We start from the raw sequence: 20,365 nt of genomic DNA on the forward strand, positions 1-20,365 counted from the left end.
TATCACCCCCACTTTTTTGGCTTATATTTTTTACCCTGTACCTTTACCGTAGGAGTTTGTAATGACGCTTAATCTAGACGATGCCAAAATCACCGCTGAAGTATTGACCACTGCCCTGCCTTATATTCAGCGCTTTGTCGATAAGATCATCGTGGTCAAATACGGCGGCAACGCCATGACTGACCCTGCGCTTGAGAGCTCCTTTGCCCGTGATATCGTCTTACTCAAAACCGTTGGCATGCATCCTGTCGTCGTTCATGGCGGCGGCCCGCAGGTAGACAACCTGCTAAAAGAGCTGGGGCGGCAGTCTGATCGCATCGATGGCATGCGTGTCACTGACAAAAGCACCATGGATGTCGTCGAGATGGTGCTAGGCGGCAGCGTCAACAAATCTATCGTCAGTCTCATCAACAAACACGGCGGCCGCGCTATCGGCCTAACTGGTAAAGATGCCAACTTAATCCAAGCAAAAAAACTGATGATGGACAAAATAGGTACCGATGGCGTCGCTGTACCTGTGGATTTAGGGTTCGTCGGTGATGTGGTGAGCGTCAACAAAGACGTGATAAATATGCTTATTGCCTCCGACTTCATCCCTGTCATCGCCCCACTTGGCGTCGATAGCGAAGGGCATACGTACAATATCAATGCCGACTTGGTGGCCGGTAAAGTGGCAGAGTTTTTGCAAGCAGAAAAACTCATGCTCTTAACTAACATCAAAGGCGTCTTGGGCCGTGATGGTAAAGTGGTAACGGGCCTGACACCAAAAACTGTCGATAGCCTGATCGCAGATGGCACCATTTCAGGTGGTATGATTCCTAAAATAGGATGCGCGCTCGATGCGGTACGTGGCGGTGTCAAAAGTGCGGTTATCGTCGATGGTCGTGTGCCTCATGCGACCTTACTGGAGATTTTTACCAACGAAGGCGTCGGTACCTTAATCAGTCGTGACCTTGATGCGGCCATGCTTTAACTTCTTGAGGAGTCGATCATGCCGCTGTGGCTGTGGTGCCTACTGTTTGTTTTAGAGAGCCTATATTGCTGGTGGATTATTGGCTACGGCGGTGCGCGCTGGATAGAAGGCTGGAAGTCGTTCTTTATGATTGAGTGGTTTGCGCTTGATTGGACAGCAGAGCAAATTCGTCTTTACGTGCTCATTATTTGGTGCTTCAGTGCGATTTGGTTTATCGTAGGTATTATAAAGCCCGAGCTTAGACTCTAAGCTTGGGCTTTTTAACTGTCTATCAATTTTATGACCCATCAACATTCATTCAAACAAGATGAATTTAATAAGCACAGAACTCAACAGAACTATGGTAACTATTGCCATAAACCTTCATATAGTGATTGCCTTTGCTCTCAGTAATATAAGACGTTTCATTATCATAGCGGTCACCGTCCAATCGACCACTTGGCCCTGAGACGTAAGCCACATTGATGCGATCATCGCCGACATTACGAATTACTAAATTCTGGTCTGCTGCAAGCCATAAACGAAACACTTTTCCATCTTTGATATTGCCTGTAAAGTTACCGCAATAGCTGTCTTTTGCAAAGGTTACTTTAGTTGATGAGTCTGCCGCCTGTACGCTTGTGGCCATTATAGGTGTTGCTGCAAGCGTAGCCATCAGTAATAATTTTTTCATCATTCTATCCTCGAACATTAGGGTCTATTGAATATTCAGATATCGTGCTGGTAGCACATCTGAATATTCAATAAACCCTATGAATTAGTAAACTTAATTCTACCTATGAGAGCATAGTTTATTATTTGTCAAAGTGACAGCTTTTTTATAAAAATTATTTATAAAAAACCGCCTCAAACTCAGCTTCATCAAAGCCGCACAACAATATTGGCTGACCTTGATTTTTATCGTCAATCTGACCTTCCACAATCGGACGCTTAATCATGCTGGTGTTTTCTACCAGCAAATCTATCGCTTTGTCTACACTATCAGCAGCGGCTTGCTTTTGCTCATCCGTCAGCTTTCGCCATGTGGTACCACGCTTGTTTAGCACTTTATCGATACCTAGCGCATCTACCCAACGCTCTACGCTCTCTTTATCAATACCCTGCTTTTTATAATCATGAAACTCATAGCTGACACCCAACTCCTCAAGCTTGGTAAACGCTTTTTTCATGGTACTACAAGATTTGATACCATAAACAGTGATGCTCATAAAAACTCCCAATCCATAATCATTAGTCGCTGTATTATACCGAAGCCGGTTAATTTTTGGTTTATTAAACAAAAACCTCCTGTCGCTACTATGATGCCTTTCCCCCAACTTGCCAACCTGTCGTCGTGACAGCGCGCAAACGCGTTATCATACCATCGCAATTTTTGCCAAATTACGCTATGCTATGGCATTATTTTGTTTTACCCAATTTATCTGTAATCATCAATTTCGAGCCGACTATGAGCAACGCCGTGACAGCAGAAACTGCTAATACCAATCAGACCAACAATACTTCTATAGACCATACCCAATACCAACCGCAGCTGATCGAAGCGGCACAACAAGCCAAGTGGGCAACGGACAAACGCTATGAAGTGAGCAATGAGCCAAGCGACAAGCCAAGTCGCTATATGCTGTCGATGTTTCCGTACCCAAGTGGCAAGCTGCACATGGGACACGTGCGTAACTATACCATCTCTGATGTACTCAGCCGTTATTATCGCCTCAAAGGCTTTGATGTCATGCAGCCAATGGGCTGGGATGGCTTTGGCCTGCCAGCGGAAAACGCCGCCATCGCCAACCAAACACCGCCTGCTGCTTGGACATTTGCCAACATCGACAACATGCGCGCCCAGCTAAAACTGCTCGGTTTATCTATCGACTGGTCACGTGAGTTTGCCACTTGTAGCCCTGAGTATTATCAGTGGGAGCAGTGGTTGTTTTTGCAGCTCTACAAAAAAGGCTTGGTCTACAAAAAACTCTCTACCGTCAACTGGGATCCGGTCGACAACACCGTCCTTGCCAACGAGCAAGTCATCGATGGCAAAGGCTGGCGTAGTGGCGCGCCCGTTGAGAAGCGCGACATCCCGATGTATTACTTTAATATCACCGATTATGCCGATGAGCTGCTCGATGATTTAGACCAGCTAGAGGGTCATTGGCCATCTGAAGTTCTGACCATGCAGCGCAACTGGATCGGCCGTAGCGCGGGTATGGAAGTACACTTCCCTTATGAGCTTGCCGGCGAACGCAACACCTTAGAAGTGTTTACCACTCGCCCTGATACCTTGATGGGCGTCACTTATGTCGCCGTTGCCGCTGAGCATCCGTTAGCGCAGTACGCCTCTGAGCATGATGACGCCATCGCTCAGTTCTGTGCGCTGTGCAAAAAAGGCTCGGTTGCCGAAGCGGATCTGGCCAAAGCCGAAAAAATCGGCATGGATACAGGCCTGACCGTGACCCATCCTCTCACTGGTGAAGAAGTCCCTGTGTGGGTTGCCAACTATGTCTTGATGAGCTACGGCTCAGGCGCAGTGATGGCAGTACCAGCGCACGATGAGCGCGATTATGAGTTTGCGACCAAATACAGCCTACCTATCAAGCAAGTCATCCAGTCGCCTGCAGACTTTGAAGCATCCGTCCTTGCTGCGGCTCAAGCGGACGGCTCTGAACCAAACCTTGCTTATACTGAGCGTAATACCTTGGTGAACTCAGGCGAATTTGACGGCTTGGATTTTGATCAAGCGTTTGAGGCAATGCTTGCCAAACTTGAGCCACAACAGCTTGCGAAGAAAAAAATCCAGTATCGTCTGCGTGACTGGGGCGTCTCGCGTCAGCGCTATTGGGGCTGCCCTATCCCAATGATCAACTGTGAGCACTGCGGCACGGTGCCTGTCGAAGAGCAAGACCTACCTGTCGTACTGCCAACGGATGTCGTCCCTGATGGCCGCGGCAACCCGCTCAAAAGCATGCCAGAGTTTGTCAACACCACTTGTCCAAAGTGCGGCAACCCAGCTGAGCGCGAGACCGATACCTTTGACACCTTCGTTGAGTCGAGCTGGTACTACGCACGCTTTGCCAGTCCAAACGACACACAAAATATGGTCAATAAAGCTGCCGCCAATAAATGGCTGCCTGTCGATCAATACATCGGCGGTGTCGAGCACGCGGTCATGCATCTACTTTATGCGCGTTTCTTCCATAAGCTCATGCGCGACGAAAACCTGGTATCAGGCAATGAGCCATTTGCCAACTTGATGACGCAAGGCATGGTGCTCGCGGGCACTTTTTACCGCCGCAACGCTGACGGTAGCACCACTTACTACTTCACCGAAGATGTCGATATCGACTACAACGAGCGCGGTCAGCCAGTTAAAGCGACACTAAAATCTGATGGACAGCCTGTCACCATCGGCAAAATAGAAAAAATGTCCAAATCAAAAAATAACGGTGTCGATCCACAAATCACCATTGATAAATATGGCGCGGATACCGTACGTTTGTACACGCTATTTACCGCCCCTGCCGACCAGACGCTTGAGTGGTCAGATGACGCGCTAAAAGGCCCTTATAACTTCGTTAAAAAAGTATGGCGCATCGCAACCGACCATATGCAAGCCCTAGCGGCTGCAAACCTAAGCCCTGATGCATTAAATAAAGCCACGCTCAGTAACGAAGCATTAAACACAGAGCATCTTAGCAAAGAGGCGAAAAACTTACGCCGTAAGACTCACGAAACCATCGCCAAGATTGACAGTGACCTAGGCGAGCGCTTGGCGCTAAACACGCCAGTCTCAAGCCTTATGGAGCTTGCCAATGAGCTGACTGGTTTTAAAGCCAGCAGTGAACAAGACCTGCAAGTACAGCACGAAGCATTGATTGATTTGTTGATTATGCTATCTGCCTACGCACCGCACGTCGGCGAGCACTTGCTTGAGCAGCTGGGTGTCGATACGCTCAACTTAAGCTACCCTGCTGTCGACGAGCGCGCACTGGTACAAGACACCATCACCATGGTGGTGCAGGTCAATGGTAAGATGCGCGGCAAAATGGATGTCGCCCCCAACAGCGACCCTGAGCAGCTAAAAGCGCAAGCACGCGCACTTGAGGGTGTGGCCAAGTTTTTGACAGGGGACATCAAAAAAGAGATCGTCGTACCCAATAAGCTGGTCAATATCGTGGTCGCAGGCTAGTACATCGTCTTTAGCTAGGCGCTACCCGCTAGCACTACTAGGCGATGCGTCTTTATTACGTTAGGGCGTGTCCTTACCTCCATCGATAGCGGCCTTTACTGCCTCACTAGGCCAAAGACAAGGATTTGAGGACACTTCCCAAGCTTTTTATCATTAAAGGATAGCGATTATGTCGTATAAGCACCGAGCGGTACCGTCACAATCATCGACCAGCGGACGAAAACTTGCAACAGCATTACTGGCCGCCTTGCCGATGATGACCGTACTCGGTGCCACCACTGCACTGAGTGGCTGCGGCTTTCAGCTGCGCGGTTATGAAACGCCGATGCTGCTCGATGTGGCCAAAACAGCGGTCATTATCGAGGATGATCGCACGTCGTTTCCGTTAAAGCTGCCATTGACTCAGCGCCTAAAAACCCTAGGCGCGGAAGTCATGAGCAATACGACCTTAGATGAGGTGGCACGTAACAATCGACAAGCACATGCAGAGCCCATCGCCGTCATCGATATCAGCAATGTGCAATTTAAGCGTTATGAGCTGGTTGGGGTTTTGACAGAAATTCGTTTGGTGCTCTCAGCCGATGTCAGCTATCAAACTTTTGAAAATGGCAAACCTGTGATACTCAAAAACGCCATCCAAGTCGATCGCAGCTATCAGTACAACGAAGCCTCGGTCAGCACTGACGATCAGCAAGGCGATCAGATTCGTGACTGGCTCTATGAGCGCTTGGCACGCCGTATCACGGATCAATACGTCGCTATCTCCTTACCCAAAGTGCCACCTGCTGGTAAGCAGGCAGTACCCATGATAAACAGCGCCACTGCGCCCACCGTGATGGTGCCAAACGCCCAGTAATTCTATAAGTCTGTAGGAATGCTTCGTCATTTTTCATGATAATGTAACGCCGCTCTTTTCTTCTTTTTTTTAACCTGTGTATCCTCAGCCTATGCAAGATACTTTTATCCAAGCCTATCCAAAACTACTACAACCCGCGGCGGCAGTAGCTGGCTTGTGGCTGGCACACGGTGATGAGCCGTTACTCAGTCAATGGCTTATCGATGCCATGCGTCCGCACTGGCGCGCGCAAAACTATGCCATCAAACGCATCGAGCTGGTGTCAGTCAAAAGCTGGCAAGAAGTGCTATCCGAGCTTGGCAGTCAGTCGTTGTTTGACGATGCCAGTGCGCTGATTGTGACAGGCAATCACAAACCTGATAAAGCCGTCATTGCCGCGCTCGAACGTTTTGCTATCGAGGCACAAGCAGGCACGCACAGTCACAGCCTGCTATGGCTCACGCCTAAGCAAGACAAGCGCAGCCAGAGCAGCAAATGGTTTGCGCCGTTTGCTCAGTACGGTCATGTGATTGATTGCAACTTGTACAATGAGCAGCAGCGTCAGCAGTTATTACAGATACAGGCCCAGCAGTTTGGCCTCACGCTGTCACAAGAAGCGTGGCAGCTGCTGATGTCGCATACCGAGCACCATCTGCTAAGCGCCTATCAAACCTTATGGCGGCTCTCTTATCTGTTTGCGCCGCAGCTCACACCTGCGGCGACTACTCATCAACAATCAGCCCGTCACTCTATCAGCTCAACTGACGGCAAAGCTCCTACCGAAAACGTCGCATTAGATATTGATGATCTACAAGCCGCGCTGGTCAGTGATGCTCAGTTTAGTGTCTTTGATTTATCCGATGCCATGCTGGCTGGCAACAGCGCGCAGGTAGTCAAAATCATCACGCAGCTCAAGGCCACCGATGAGCCGACGACGTTGGTACTGTGGGCAATCAGTAAAGACATGCGCCAGATTATGCAGCTGCTAGATGGACAAGACCCACAGGCGCTCGGCATTTGGCGCAGCAAACAAGGCTTATATCAGCAGACGTGTCGTCGCCAGTCAAAGGCGCAGACCGCGCAATGGCCGGCGCTGCTTTATCGCTGCGACCAAGCCATCAAAGGACTTGTCCATCAGCCTGCGTGGGAGTTATTATTACAAGCAGCGCTTGAGCTGTCCGGCAAACGCTTATTTAGCAATTAACACACCTCTCCTTTCGTTTGGCCGCCACCCCTAATTTGCTTCCATAAACGACTTACTTGCATAAACGACGGCCAAATCCGCCACAGTCGAGTGGCAGATTTGGTTTTCTCGACCCTCCTTAACCTTTCTTAAAATAATTATCATTCCTTTCTGCGTAGCAAGCCTCTACTATAGCTACTCTTGATTTTATTGTGATTGGATAGTTGTCATGGGCAAAATAAGCAAAAAACCCGCGATCAAATGGGCAGTGGCCGCTTTGGTCATCGTCGTATTCGGCGCGCTGGCCTATCGTTTTTTTATGCCAAAAGAAACAGCGCCTAACTATTTAACGGCGAAGGTAAAGGTCGGTGATATCGAAAACAATGTCATGGCATCAGGCAAGGTCAAAGCGCTAAATACGGTTGAGGTTGGCGCGCAGGTTTCTGGTGAAGTCAAAAAGCTGTATGTCGATATTGGCGACCAAGTCCAGCAAGGTGATTTGATTGCTCAAATTGACCAAGTCACGCAACGAAATGCCTTAGACAATCAACAAGCCACACTAGAGCAAAGCGCAGCAGCATTACAAAGCGCTCAGGCAGATGTATTAAGTAAACGTGCCAACTTAAAAAGCGCTTATGCCGATTTGGCCAGTCGTCAATCTGAGCTTAAACAGGCACAATCTGACTTTGCCCGCTTAAAATCCTTAGTAGAAATTGACGCCATCAGTCAGCAAGAATACGACACCCAAGCCACAGCGGTTCAAACGGCTAAAGCGGCAGTGGACAATGCACGCGCGGCAATTGACACTGCCAAGGCCGCTATCGTGACTGCCAATGCCGATATCAGTAGCCAACAAGCCGAGCTTAGAAAATCCCAAACCAACGTCAATACTGCTCGCGAGGATTTGAGCTATACCACTATCCGCGCACCTATCTCTGGCACTGTCGTCTCGATCACCACCGAGCAAGGCACCACGGTCAATGCCAATCAAACCGCCCCGACGCTGGTCACCCTTGCCGACCTCTCGACCGTACGTATCAACGCGCAAATCTCTGAAGCCGATGTCATCAATGTTAAAGCTGGCATGCCCGCCTATTTCAACATCATTGGCAATCCAGACCAAAAGTACGATGCTACCTTGACCGCCATAGAGCCTGCACCAGAAAAAATCAGCGAGACTAGCTCCACCGACGCCGCCATTTACTACGTCGGCTACGTTGAAGTTCCCAATCCTGAGCGTTTATTTCGCATCGACATGACCGCGCAGATCTATATCGTCATCGATCAAGCAAAAAACACACTGCTGGTGCCCTCTGCTGCCATCCATGATGGACCTGCTGATGGCAAGACCACGGATACAACCAACCGCCAAGCGAGTAGCAATACATCCAAGCATACCAGTAAATTTGTCCGTGTGTTAAAAGACGACGGCAGCGTAGAGAAACGCGCCGTCACAGTCGGTATCGACAACCGCGTCAACGCGCAAATACTCAGTGGTCTAACAGCAGGCGAAGAAGTCATCATCAGTACAGAAAACGCAGAAGGCTTGCGCAGTGGTCGCCGCGCAGGTGGCCCGCCAAGAATGTAGATGTTGACTGAATCTGCCTTAAACTCACTCGGCCATACAAGCACTGACGCACACAAGCGCTTTTATGACACAGCTCATGACCTTATTGAGACACTGCTATGATGACACCTCAACCCTCTCTACAGCCGCGCGAGCGCTCGCTGATAGCTGATAAAAAAAGCCGAGCAGCCGCTCCTCCTACCACACCCATCATGCAGCTGTCGGGGATCATTCGGGAGTTTGCGGCAGGTGAGCAGACCATTCGCGTGTTGCACGATATTGATTTGACGATTTATCAAGGCGAGATGGTCGCGATTATCGGTCAGTCTGGCTCTGGCAAGTCGACGTTGATGAATATCTTGGGCTGCTTGGACCAAGCAACAGCGGGAGAGTACAAGATTTATGGACAATCAGCCAACCAGCTTGATGCTGACGAGCTGGCCGAGCTGCGCCGTGAGCACTTCGGCTTTATCTTTCAGCGCTATCATTTGCTAGGCGACATCAGCGCCCGTGATAATGTCGCTGTCCCTGCCGTCTATGCAGGCATGGATACGAGTGCACGTATGACGCGGGCAGAGGCGCTGCTCACTGATCTCGGACTAGGCAATAAAGTCGACAACCGTCCTAATCAGCTCTCAGGCGGTCAGCAGCAGCGCGTCTCTGTCGCTCGAGCCTTGATGAACGGTGGTGATGTAATTTTGGCCGATGAGCCGACAGGCGCGCTCGATAGCAAGTCCGGCAATGATGTGATGGAGATTTTGCATGACCTCAATGCTCAGGGTCATACCATCATCATGGTCACCCACGATCCGCATCTTGCCGAGCAAGCCGAACGTGTCATTGAACTAAAAGACGGCCATATCATTGCAGATTATAAAACCGAGCATTATCAGCCAACCACCCAGCAGCCAGCCCCTATTCTGGGTAACCACCGCAAAAGCGCCTTGGCAAGCTTTCTTGATCGCTTGCTTGAAGCTTTTAAGATGTCCTTGCTCGCCATGCGCGCGCACAAAATGCGTACCCTACTCACCATGCTGGGCATCATCATCGGCATCGCGGCGGTGGTCTCTATCGTCGGCCTCGGTCAAGGCTCGCAGCAGCAGATACTTGCCAACATCAGCTCATTGGGCACCAACACCATTACTGTCAATGACGGCTACCCCAGAGGCGATCCGCGCCGCCGGTATAATGACGACAACCTGACCCCTGAAGATGCGCAAGCTGTGGGCAATCAGCCTTACGTCATTAGCGTCAGTCCGCAAGTAAATAGCACCTCTAGCGTTCGTTATCGCAGTGTACAAGAAGACGCAACGGTCAACGGGATCGGCGAAGACTACCTGCAAGTCACAGGCGAAACACTGGCACAAGGTCAAGGTTTTGATGCAAAAAGTATCAGTATGCGCAGTCAGGACATCATCATCGACGACAACGCCAAGCAGACTTTTTTTGCCGACATCGACAACCCTATCGGTGAGGTCCTACTAATCGGTAGCGTACCAGGGCGGGTAATTGGTGTACTAGCAGAAAACGATGGCGGCTTTGGCCCTGACATCACCACACCCACCATATATATGCCCTATACCACCGTCATGTCCCGTATCACGGGCGGCGCTTATATCGATCGTTTTGTGGCATTACTCGATGACAGCGTCTCATCTAGTGTCGCCGAGTCTGCTATTTACGAGCTAATAGAGGGCCGTCACGGTCAGGCGGACTTTCAGATTATCAACTCTGACTCTATTCGCCAGACCATCGAGGCCACGACAGGGACGATGACGCTGCTCATCTCTTCAGTGGCGGTTATTTCACTGATCGTCGGCGGTATCGGGGTGATGAATATCATGCTGGTGTCTGTGACCGAACGTACCAACGAGATTGGGGTGCGTATGGCGGTTGGGGCACGGCAAAGCGATATCATGCAGCAGTTTTTGATAGAGGCTGTTTTGGTTTGTATTTTAGGAGGACTACTGGGTATTGGTTTGGCATTTGCCATCGGTGAGCTGATCAACCGCATCGGCGGCGATAGCTTTAAAGTCATCTACTCACCGACCTCTATTATCGCAGCTTTTATTTGCTCGACGCTCATTGGAATTGTATTTGGCTTTTTACCAGCCCGTAATGCCGCCAAACTCGATCCTGTTGACGCACTGTCTCGAGACTAATCGCGACACAGAATGACGCATTGACCAAACACACACGGTCAAAAAGAGCAAAAATGATAAAAATGGCAAAAAAACTAAAAAATCCTGCTAGATTTGCACTTTTTTTATCATGTGGGGTTGTAATTGTCATAATAATATATATAATGTGCTCTCACGTTTAGGGATACAAACTTTCTAAACGAGAAACCAAGCTTAATGTCTCTGCTAATATTGATAATACGATATACTCAGATAATAAGCTTGATAGAAAATTCTATTTAAAGGATTTTCTCTTGCAGTAACATGCAAACCTAGTGTTGATATCGAGTTTCTTAGAATTTACGAAAATGTAAATTCTCTTGCGCTCGGATGAAGTAGTACTTCATTTTATCCTCGCTCAGGGCCGATAGCTCAGTTGGTAGAGCAGTTGACTTTTAATCAATTGGTCCCGCGTTCGAGTCGCGGTCGGCCCACCATATTTAGCTTGATGCTTGTTTATCGTTCTGCCCTATCCGGTAGTGATAAATGAGTAAAAAGCATCATTAAGATGTTTAGATTTATATAGTTTTCTTTTAAGAAAATTATTCTTGCATAGCATCAGATATATTGATTATATGCATAAATATTAGAAAACCCTATTTAAAGGATTTTCTCTTGCAGTAACATGCAAACCTAGTGTTGATATCGAGTTTCTTAGAATTTACGAAAATGTAAATTCTCTTGCACTCGGATGAAGTAGCACTTCATTTTATCCTCGCTCAGGGCCGATAGCTCAGTTGGTAGAGCAGTTGACTTTTAATCAATTGGTCCCGCGTTCGAGTCGCGGTCGGCCCACCATATTTGAAAAGCCCCATCACTAACTTAATAGTGACGGGGCTTTTTTTTGCGTGCCTGTTACCACTATCGCTTAGATTTACGGCGACGCGGAAAGACAGTAAAGTCAAAGTTTTTGCGCCATAGCAGCTTATGTTTGATGGTGTCTTTGATGGTACGCGGATGCTTGGGTGCCTGCGTGATGAGCATATCAAAAGTGGCGTCGTCTATCGCCAGCTCGCGGCCATGCGCCATCATCACCACCGAGGGCTTTAACGCTTTGATTTTTTGTAGCGACTGGATATAGAGTTTTGGATCATAAATAGGAAATGGCGCGACAAACTTGTGACGCAGCTTGATGATCAAGTCTGCCGTATATACTTGCCGACTTGGCAGATGAAATAACGATAAGTCACGATCTGTATGTCCTGGCGTTTCAAGAACTTGCCACTCATCAAACTCAGGCACGCGGTCGCCATCTTTTACCATCACATCAGGATTCAGATGTGCCGGGTAATAAAGATTTTTGGCCGAGCGTCCTTGCCGTCTCGCCACATAATGCGCCAAATTCATATCGATGAGATGCATGGCTCGCCCGCCGATACCGCCATACCACTGAGTTTTTTTGTCTGCTGATACGATCAGGCAGCCTGTCTGTTTTTTAAACTGCAGAGCACCGCCAGCATGATCAGGGTGCATATGTGTGACCATCACCACCTTTAGATCCGTTAGCGGGCGTTGTAGCGTCGTTTTTATATAATCAAGCACCAACGCCACATCAGGACGACAGCCACCATCTAACAGCATAATCTTGTCTGGATATACCGCAAGATAGGTACTTTGAATATAGCCTTCTAAACGTACAATGTCACATAAGCTCATTATTATTTATTCCCTGACCCATGATTCAATGCCATGAGCATTTATTAAATCCATTTGCTATTTAGTATAGCGTTCATTATGACTAAAAAAATGCCTTTGAGTGAACGCTTGTGACTATAAATAGTTCACCTTATATTAGCTTTAAATCATACACTGATGCACCCAGCCCTAAAAAAGCAAAAACTCAGCACTTAGGCTGAGTTTAAGATAAAGCGTTTGAAGATAAAAACTGATACCGTATCAGTCAACTATGCAAGGTCACGAACCTTTGGCTCACGCTCCCACAGACGCGACTTAGCGTTTTCGATAAAGGCATCTAAGTCAGCAAGAGGCGTGACAAAGCTGTCTTTTTCTACTGGTAACTTACTTAAAATGTATTCTTCAGTCGCTTCGCAGTAGGCAATGGCTTTGCAATGTACATAAGCATCAGTAAACCAATCTAAGGTCGAGCTGTCTTTTGCTAGTTTCTTGGCTTGCTCTGGCATGATGATACTGACCACCGCATCAAAGAATACCGAAGGCGCCCCTGCTACGCGCTCTTCAGCTTGTATGCGAGTATCATCATCTAGTTTCACTTCTTTACTCGGCGCAACGATTTTTACCATCCCGCCCTGAGCATTGACCGCATCTTCGAACTTTTTAATCTCGCTATGCTTAGAGCCTTCGGCGACCAAGATACCCACCAATCGTCCTTTTAAGCTCTTAGGCGTACGGCCGATGGTCTGCACAGCCTCTGATGTCGCCATGTCTTGTACAGGCGCTGCCGCATCAGCAGGCTCTGGCAACTCCATACCCAAGGCAGTTGCCACGCGCTTGGCCAAATCTTCATCGATATGCAGCAGGTGGCCGAGCATACGGGTACGTACATGAGGAGTATCTACTTTACCCAGCTCAAATGCGTAGGCCGTCGCAATATGTGCCTGCTCAGCTGGGGTTTGACTGCGATAAAACATACGCGGCTGGCTATAGTGGTCTGCAAAGCTCTCCGCGCGAATACGGCCTTTTACATTATCATCTAAGCGCTCTGCATAAGACTCAAAGCCCTTTTTGACGCTTTCACGTGGACGATCTAAATCCAGACTTTGTGGCTCATAGAGGGTACGCGTCTTGGGGACTTGCATTTGCATATGGCCGTCTTGCTGATTATTGGCAAACGGACATTTTGGCGCATTAATAGGGATTTGCGCAAAGTTTGGCGAACCCAAACGCGACAGCTGGGTATCAAGATAACTAAATAGACGACCTTGTAGTAGAGGATCATTACTAAAATCGATACCAGGCGGCAGATGTGACGGACAAAATGCTACTTGCTCCGTTTCTGCAAAAAAGTTATCGGGGTTACGGTTCAAGACCATTTTACCGATGATTTTCACAGGTACCGTCTCTTCTGGAATCAGCTTGGTCGCATCTAGATGGTCAAATGGAAACTCATTGGCTTCTTCTTCAGTGAATAACTGAACACCAAACTCCCACTCAAAATACATACCGTTCTCAATCGCTTCATACATATCACGGCGGTTATAATCAGGGTCAGCACCAGATATTTTTACCGCTTCATCCCAAGTAAGCGACTGTACACCTGCTACTGGTTTCCAATGGAAACGTACAAAGGTACTTTTGCCGTCTTTGTTAATCAAACGATAACTATGGATGCCAAAGCCTTCCATCATGCTAAAGCTACGCGGGAGCGCTCGATCACTCATCAGCCAGATGACATTGTGCATGGTCTCAGGACTTAATGACACAAAGTCCCAAAAGGTATCATGAGCAGATGCTGCCTGCGGAAAGCCGCGATCAGGCTCTGGCTTCACTGCATGCACCAAATCTGGGAATTTCATGGCATCTTGAATAAAGAAAATCGGCATATTATTGCCAACGATATCCCAGTTACCTTCTTCGGTATAAATCTTTACCGCAAAGCCGCGGACATCGCGGGGCGTATCTTTTGAGCCTTTATTGCCAGCCACGGTCGAAAAACGAGTAAATAAAGGTGTCTGCTTCCCTGTTTCTGTAAGGATTTTGGCGGTCGTGTATTCTTCTAATGATTCTGTCAGCTCAAAATAACCATGTGCCGCGCTACCACGCGCATGGACGATACGCTCAGGGATACGCTCATGGTCAAAATGATGAATTTTTTCACGCAGGACAAAATCTTCTAGCAAAGTTGGCCCACGTGCGCCTGCCTTTAATGAGTTTTGGTTATCAGAAATCGCAACGCCTTGCTGCGTCGTTAAAACTTTACCATTATCGTCTGCACGCTGATGAGTTTCTCCCCCGTTACCATGTTCAGTATTCATGTTGTTTGCGGGGTCAGTATGATCAAGGTTCTTTTTCATAATATATCCTAGCTGATGAATGAAATAGTCTCTGATGAGACTATCCAAAGCGCGTAAACCCAGTATTTGTATCCTTGTACCTATATAGTGACTTCGACTGTCGATTCGTATTTTATGGGTTACGTATGATTTAACTTTTTATGGCTGCTCTTTCACTGCTACTACGGCGGGCATTGCCAACCACTAGCAATGCCAATCATGGTGCTCATCACTCATCTTACTTAAAAACTTCGCGATTTATGTCACATATATCGTGAAGCTTGTTGATTTTTGGTTAAACCAATTACCCAAACTATTAGCACCTGCTTATCATCAAATATATTGCTAAATCTTTAACGCTCAGGGCTATGTCATATAGATTTTTTAGCCAAAGAATATCGATAGCGTTCGGGCCTATTATCAGTTAGATTATAAGGACAGCCATAAAATAAAGTCAGCCGACATCAAAGCTGTGGTAAACACTAGCGCCGATTTTCAATTAAGCAAAATTGTTATAACCATTGCTTATAGTCATTATAGAAGGCTTGATGCATTACTTTGTATAAGGCGGTTCGTACCTGTATTTACGAGCCGTCTTTATTCATCCGTCTAGGGCGTATTGTTCGTTAAGTAAGAAAATAGCCATATCTAAGCTTTATTGGATATATTCCCTAGTTATAGACAAGGAAGACAGTTATGTTATTAGACAACGACGTATTGCGTGCGCGCATTCGTTTATTAGGATCGTTTTTAGGTGAGGCCATTTCTCGCCAGTCTGGCCAACAGACCTTAGACACTATCGAAACCTTGCGCCAAGGTTTTATCCAAGAGCGACGCGAGCATAACGACGGAAAAAAACAGCAACTTATCGAGCTCATCGCCTCGCTAGACAATCAAACACTAAAAAACGTCATTCGCGCGTTTTCTATTTACTTTTTTTTGGCAAATTTGACTGAAGAAAACTACTTACGTGAGCAACGGCGAGTGATGCGCGCGGAGTCCAACCAAAGCTGGGAAGGCTCTTTTCGCCGTACTTTATCAGAATGCCGCGAGCGCCAGATCGAACCTGAACAAATCAAAGAGCTCATTGATCAGCTAAAATTTATCCCTGTCTTTACCGCGCACCCTACCGAGGCGCGTCGCCGTACAACGATGAATATTCTGCAAACACTATACGAGCACACCGATGCCATGGGTGCCTATCCTGAGGGCAGTCTCGCCTTTGAGCAAGCAAAGCAAAAAACCGCAGAAACCATTGATCTACTGTGGTCATCAGATGAAGTGCGGACTCGTAAACCCTTGGTCTATGATGAGATTAATAATGGTCTGCATTATTTTGACGCCAGTCTTTTTACCGCCATACCGAAAGTCTATCGCAATATCAAAGACGCAATCGTGGAGATTTATCCGGAACTTAGTGACTATGCGCTGCCCGCTTTTGTTAATTTTGGCTCTTGGATCGGCGGCGATAGAGACGGCAATCCCTTTGTCACTCATGAGACCACAGAAATGGCCGTGTTGATGCACGCCAATACGGTGCTGCGCCATTATCAAGTATTGATCCGAAAGCTGCGCCGCGAGCTCATTCATAGCGATAGTATCGTTACCATCGCGCCCGAGATTTATGAGCGCATCCAAGATTACAGTGAGCTGGACCAGCAGGTGTTTTGTTATAACCCTGATGATTATAATAACGAGCCATACCGTAGATTGTTGTCACTTATCCTTGCCAAAATAAAAGCGACCAACCAACATATCCAAAGTCAAGGCACTGACGAGAATGCAGCAAAAGAGGCGTACTTATCGCCGGCCGCACTGTTAGATGACTTACGCCTTATTCGCAAAAGCGTGAATACACATGATAGTGCCCATGCCGAAGGGCTACTGTTAGATACCATCCGTTTGATCAAAACCTGCGGCTTTCATCTGGCCGCGCTTGATATTCGCCAAGACTCAGGCTATCATGGCGAGGTCATTGCCGATATTTTTGCCAGTGCCTCCAACTTGCCCGATTACAAGGCGCTAAGCGAAGCAGAGCGCCAAGAGTGGCTAACCCGCTTGCTACAAAAACCAGGCACGCCGCTGATTTATACCGATAATTTAAGCGAGCAAACCCGTGAGCAGCTGGCATTGATGCAGTCGGTGGCCAAACTACGCAAACTGGTCGGCGACGATACCTTTGGCAGCTACGTGATCTCGATGACCAATAACGCCAGTCAGCTGCTAGAAGTACTGCTGCTGATGCGTTTTGCTGGTTTATCTGGTATCGATGACGACGGACACTTATTTGCCGCCTTGCCGGTAGCGCCATTGTTTGAAACCATCGAAGACCTTAAAAATATCGATAAAATCATGCCAACGGTGCTGGATAACCCGCTGTATCGCGAGCTACTTGAGCACTCAGGCAATATTCAAGAGATTATGCTGGGCTACTCGGACTCTTCTAAAGACGGCGGCATTATCACCTCGGCTTGGCAGCTGTATAGCGCCCAGCAGACCATCACACGTATTGCCAACCAATATGGTATTAGCACCCGTCTGTTTCATGGCCGCGGCGGCTCTGTCAGTCGCGGCGGCGGCTCAACTCATCAGGCCATCGCCGCTCAGCCTGCTGGTACATTAAACGGACAAATCAAGTTTACCGAACAAGGCGAAGTGCTCTATGCCAAATACGCCAACCCAGATACAGCAGTGTTTGAGCTAACCATGGGCATCACAGGCGCGCTAAAAGCCAGCTCATCACGCTTTGTAGCGCAGCCGGCCCAGCTCGATAGCTATGAAGCACTGTTTGCGGATTTGGCCGATGCTGGTGAGCAGCAATATCGAGCACTGACGGATAATACAGAAGGCTTTTACCAGTTTTACTCCGAGGCCACGCCCGTACAAGAGATCTCTTTGCTAAATATCGGCTCGCGCCCTGCCCACCGCAAAAAAGGCTTGCCAAGCAAATCGACCATTCGGGCGATACCTTGGGTGTTTGGCTGGTCACTGGCCCGCTTTACCCTTCCTGCGTGGTATGGCGTGGGTACGGCATTAGAGAGTGTCAAACAAAACGAAGCATTGATGAAAGAGATGAATAAAAACTGGCCGTTTTTTAGCGCCTTTATCAGCAATATCGAAATGGCCTTTACCAAATCGGAGATGAATATCGCCCACGCCTACAGTCAGCTGTGCAAAGATGAGCACTTACGCACACAGGTCATGCAGGCCGTCGAGCAAGAGCACGCGCTTACTCACTCTGGCCTAAACTCCTTGCTTGAGCAAACCTCGTTATTATCCACGCAGCAAGAGCTGGCAGCGTCTTTACAATGGCGTAATGCTTACTTAGATCCGATCAACTATATTCAGATCGAGCTACTCAAGCGCATGCGCCAACCTGATGACAATGATGCTAAAAGTACTGATAAACTGGCGGTAGAAGATCCCCTGATTCGCAGTATCAATGCCCTCGCGGCAGGACTACGTAATACTGGTTAGAACTTGATACTGATATTAAAACACAAATAACCGCTGACTTAGTTAGCGGTTATTTTTTGAAAAACCAAAATTTTGTTGTTCGCTGGCATCTGATATTGAGTCATTAATATTAAATGGTGAGTGTTGGCTAAAGCAATGATTTCTTCTTTATGCCGGATACCACTACCAGCATCACGCTGGCGCAAACTGATATCAAACTGCTGATTACTTGCACTGGTATAGCGTCCGTTCTCGTTAAATGGCCCGTAAACAATCAGCTTGCCGTCTAACGGTAGTGCTGCTCCGACCAACTCAAACAACCTCTCAACTAAAGGCCAAGCAATAATATGTAAGGTATTGGCGGTAAATACAGCGTCATAAGGTTCGCCAGTATTAGTTTTTGGAATAGAATCTGTTAACAAGTTAAAAGCCAACGGTGCATACAGGTTTGGTGCGGGATAGGCATTATGCCAAGCTTGTATCACCTGATGATTATCAGTTACATCGCTGGTTTGCCATTGTAGGTGTGGCAGTCTTGGTGCAAAGTAAACGCTGTGCTGACCGGTACCCGAGCCGACTTCTAAGACATGAGTATGCTCTTGTAGCTCTTTTTGTAGCACGTTTAAGATAGGCGCTTTATTATTTTCACACGCTTGCGAAAATGGCACTCCCGCTGGAGCAATCGATTGCGTATTATCTGAATCACTATTAAACACTACGGCCATCCTTATAATGCTGTTTTCATCAAGTACAGATATCAATAACGAAGATAAGCAATAATAACTTACTACAACGACCTAATAGATACCTGCCTCGATGCCTGCTACCAATGTCATTGCCAGCTCTTCGACTTGCTCAGTGAACGCCTCTTGCCAATCGCCTTGTAAAATCAGCGCTTCTTGTATCCACTCCCAGCGTAATCCTGTCGTAATCGTTTGCAGCGCCCGCTTGGTTCCTGTGCCATCTTGTCCTGCTCGAATATACAGCGCGAACGGCATACCCTGCTTCTCTTCTAGCACAGGGTAATAGCAGCGATCAAAAAAATCTTTGGTCAGTCCTGCCATGTATGCCAAGTTCTCAGTCGTACCTAATAATAACGCATCAGCTGCGAGCACATCTTCAGGCTGCGTATCTTGGGGCGTCTTTAAAATGACATTGGTATCTATATCAGGGTGATTGGCACCGTCATAAGCGGCTTGCGCTAGTTTTTTGGTATTGGGTGATGGTGCATGCGCGACGATAAGCAAGGTTTTGGTAGCCATATGAATCACCTCTATAAAGGTTACTAATTAGTGCAATTAGCAGTTATTAGAGCAAGTAATGTTTAAATTTAGTAATGTTTAAATTTAGCAACTTTTAAAATTAATAGTTACCTTTTGCATGATATCAGGATGAATACTTTTCGCAACCGGACAGGTAAGCGCAGTGTTATGAAATATCTTTTGCGTTTTTTCATCTAGCTGTTTATTGAAAGTGATCGCGACATGTATTTCACTGACGCGTCTTGGATCAGCAGCCATCACTTTGGTCACCTCAGCGGTAGTACCTGCAAGGTCGACATTCATATCACGCGCTTTAATCCCAATGATCGTCAGCATACAGCTTGCCAAGCTGGTCGCTAACAAATCAGTTGGTGAAAAGGCTTCACCCTTACCTTGGTTATCTGTTGGCGCGTCGGTAATTATCTCGTTGTTTGATTGCAAGTGAATAGCAGTGGTACGCAAGTCGCCTTGATAGGTTACTTTTGAGGTTGTCATTTTCATTCCTTTTAAACAGCTTAAATATACTTTATAAATAGTGTAATGGAATGAACGAATAATAACTAGTAGCCAATCAAGACATGAGTACACTATATTAACCCACAAAAAAAAACCCCCTAACAACATTGTTGTGGGGGCTTTAGGGTATAGGGAGCTGACGATGACCTACTCTCACATGGCCGGAGCCACACTACCATTGGCGCAACGATGTTTCACTTCTGAGTTCGGGAAGGGATCAGGTGGTGCCATCGTGCTATTGT

15 protein-coding genes, 2 tRNA genes and 1 rRNA gene are annotated in these 20,365 nt (G+C 47.5%); 10 read left to right on the top strand and 8 right to left on the bottom strand.

The features are described 5' to 3' along the window. The first annotated feature begins 61 nt into the window (after positions 1-61). Together argB and R0I52_RS00875 are read left to right on the top strand one after the other, a co-directional pair. A complete protein-coding gene (gene argB, locus R0I52_RS00870; protein WP_075101447.1) occupies positions 62-973 on the top strand; it encodes an acetylglutamate kinase in 912 nt (303 codons plus the stop codon). Between the two features lie 18 nt (positions 974-991). Continuing rightward, complete coding sequence (locus tag R0I52_RS00875) at positions 992-1,222, top strand: hypothetical protein (protein ID WP_317052757.1); 231 nt, start codon at positions 992-994, stop codon at positions 1,220-1,222. A gap of 64 nt (positions 1,223-1,286) precedes the next feature. Here the strand turns inward: R0I52_RS00875 and R0I52_RS00880 are convergent, their stop codons facing one another. Beyond that, on the bottom strand, positions 1,287-1,646 hold the full coding sequence (locus R0I52_RS00880; RefSeq protein ID WP_198335856.1) for a hypothetical protein: 360 nt from the start codon (positions 1,644-1,646) through the stop codon (positions 1,287-1,289). Positions 1,647-1,800: 154 nt separating this feature from the next. Further along, complete coding sequence (locus R0I52_RS00885; protein WP_317052758.1) at positions 1,801-2,181, bottom strand: arsenate reductase; 381 nt, start codon at positions 2,179-2,181, stop codon at positions 1,801-1,803. Between the two features lie 239 nt (positions 2,182-2,420). On the opposite strand from R0I52_RS00885, the gene leuS reads away from it, so the two are divergent. The 7 genes from leuS to R0I52_RS00920 all read left to right on the top strand — a co-directional run bounded on the left by leuS (position 2,421) and on the right by R0I52_RS00920 (position 11,716). Next, a complete protein-coding gene (gene leuS / locus R0I52_RS00890; protein WP_317052759.1) occupies positions 2,421-5,153 on the top strand; it encodes a leucine--tRNA ligase in 2,733 nt (910 codons plus the stop codon). 169 nt (positions 5,154-5,322) lie between these two features. Next, complete coding sequence (locus tag R0I52_RS00895) at positions 5,323-6,009, top strand: hypothetical protein (protein WP_317052760.1); 687 nt, start codon at positions 5,323-5,325, stop codon at positions 6,007-6,009. Positions 6,010-6,100: 91 nt separating this feature from the next. Further along, positions 6,101-7,192, top strand: coding sequence for a DNA polymerase III subunit delta (locus R0I52_RS00900; protein WP_317052761.1), 1,092 nt, complete (start codon positions 6,101-6,103; stop codon positions 7,190-7,192). Between the two features lie 208 nt (positions 7,193-7,400). After that, a complete protein-coding gene (locus R0I52_RS00905) occupies positions 7,401-8,759 on the top strand; it encodes an efflux RND transporter periplasmic adaptor subunit (RefSeq protein ID WP_317052762.1) in 1,359 nt (452 codons plus the stop codon). 191 nt (positions 8,760-8,950) lie between these two features. Next, positions 8,951-10,900 (top strand): MacB family efflux pump subunit, encoded by a 1,950-nt coding sequence (locus R0I52_RS00910; protein ID WP_317052773.1) that lies wholly within the window; start codon positions 8,951-8,953, stop codon positions 10,898-10,900. A gap of 379 nt (positions 10,901-11,279) precedes the next feature. Next, positions 11,280-11,355: transfer RNA gene (locus tag R0I52_RS00915), tRNA-Lys, on the top strand. 285 nt (positions 11,356-11,640) lie between these two features. Next, positions 11,641-11,716 (top strand) — tRNA-Lys (locus R0I52_RS00920). A gap of 63 nt (positions 11,717-11,779) precedes the next feature. Here the strand turns inward: R0I52_RS00920 and R0I52_RS00925 are convergent. Further along, positions 11,780-12,574, bottom strand: a complete 795-nt coding sequence (locus R0I52_RS00925) for an MBL fold metallo-hydrolase (RefSeq protein WP_317052763.1) — start codon at positions 12,572-12,574, stop codon at positions 11,780-11,782. Positions 12,575-12,822: 248 nt separating this feature from the next. After that, complete coding sequence (locus R0I52_RS00930) at positions 12,823-14,910, bottom strand: catalase (RefSeq protein WP_317052764.1); 2,088 nt, start codon at positions 14,908-14,910, stop codon at positions 12,823-12,825. Positions 14,911-15,585: 675 nt separating this feature from the next. Between R0I52_RS00930 and ppc the strand changes: the two genes are divergently transcribed. Next, on the top strand, positions 15,586-18,366 hold the full coding sequence (gene ppc, locus R0I52_RS00935; RefSeq protein WP_317052765.1) for a phosphoenolpyruvate carboxylase: 2,781 nt from the start codon (positions 15,586-15,588) through the stop codon (positions 18,364-18,366). A 38-nt stretch (positions 18,367-18,404) separates the two neighbouring features. Here the strand turns inward: ppc and R0I52_RS00940 are convergent, their stop codons facing one another. The 4 genes from R0I52_RS00940 to rrf all read right to left on the bottom strand — a co-directional run. Beyond that, positions 18,405-19,061, bottom strand: a complete 657-nt coding sequence (locus R0I52_RS00940; RefSeq protein WP_317052766.1) for a DUF938 domain-containing protein — start codon at positions 19,059-19,061, stop codon at positions 18,405-18,407. An 81-nt stretch (positions 19,062-19,142) separates the two neighbouring features. Beyond that, the gene (locus R0I52_RS00945) at positions 19,143-19,607 is read right to left on the bottom strand and encodes a flavodoxin family protein (protein WP_317052767.1); all 465 of its coding nucleotides are present in this window, start codon (positions 19,605-19,607) and stop codon (positions 19,143-19,145) included. A gap of 84 nt (positions 19,608-19,691) precedes the next feature. Then, the gene (locus tag R0I52_RS00950) at positions 19,692-20,102 is read right to left on the bottom strand and encodes an OsmC family protein (protein ID WP_317052768.1); all 411 of its coding nucleotides are present in this window, start codon (positions 20,100-20,102) and stop codon (positions 19,692-19,694) included. Positions 20,103-20,257: 155 nt separating this feature from the next. Beyond that, a 5S ribosomal RNA gene (rrf, locus tag R0I52_RS00955) occupies positions 20,258-20,365 on the bottom strand; the annotation flags it as partial.

Source organism: Psychrobacter sp. CAM01, from assembly GCF_032842965.1.
GTDB lineage: Bacteria > Pseudomonadota > Gammaproteobacteria > Pseudomonadales > Moraxellaceae > Psychrobacter > Psychrobacter celer.